1 protein-coding gene is annotated in these 783 nt (G+C 62.2%); it reads left to right on the forward strand.

Features of this window, described 5'->3' with window-relative positions; genetic code table 11:
• Window positions 1-49 precede the first annotated feature (49 nt).
• Window positions 50-783, forward strand: a 734-nt coding sequence (locus tag FQ746_RS26650) for an electron transfer flavoprotein subunit alpha/FixB family protein (protein ID WP_144112788.1), incomplete at its 3' end; no start/stop codon positions are given.

Here is a 783-nt window from a genome sequence, read left to right on the forward strand (position 1 = left end):
GTCGAGAAGCTGAAGAACGAAGCCAAAGTGCTGTGAAGGAGACAGGGTAATGACGAATCTGGTAATCGCAGAACACGACGCAGCAGAGCAGGTCCCCTTGGGGGGCAATGCGTCGATCAAGCCGGTGACGTTGAACACCATCGCCGCTGCGCAGAAGATCGGCGGTGACGTTCACGTGCTGGTCGCGGGTCACAACGCTCAGGCTGCAGCGGATGCAGCAGCGAAGATCGCAGGCGTGAGCAAAGTCCTGCTGGCCGACGCACCGCAACTCGAAGCCGGCCTCGCTGAAAATATCGAAGCGACCGTGCTGAACATCGCAAAGGATTACACGCACATCCTTGCGCCCGCTACACCGTACGGCAAGAACATCACCCCGCGTATCGCCGCCAGGCTCGACGTCGCGCAGATCAGCGATATCACTGCTGTTGACAGCCCTGACACGTTCGAGCGTCCCATCTACGCCGGCAACGCAATCGCCACCGTGCAATCGGCCGACCCGATTAAGGTCATCACGGTCCGCACGACCGGTTTCGACGCGGTCGCAGCCGAAGGCGGCAGCGCGACGGTCGAGAAGATCGAAGCCGCAGCCGACAGCGGCATCTCGCAGTTCGTTTCGCGCGAAGTGACGAAGCTGGACCGTCCGGAACTGACGTCGGCGAAGATCATCGTGTCGGGTGGCCGGGGTCTCGGCAGCGGCGAGAACTACACGAAGGTGCTCGAACCTCTGGCCGACAAGCTGAACGCCGCACTCGGCGCATCGCGCGCCGCTGTGGATGCAGGGTT

Source organism: Paraburkholderia sp. BCC1886 (assembly GCF_900996245.1).
Lineage (GTDB): Bacteria > Pseudomonadota > Gammaproteobacteria > Burkholderiales > Burkholderiaceae > Paraburkholderia.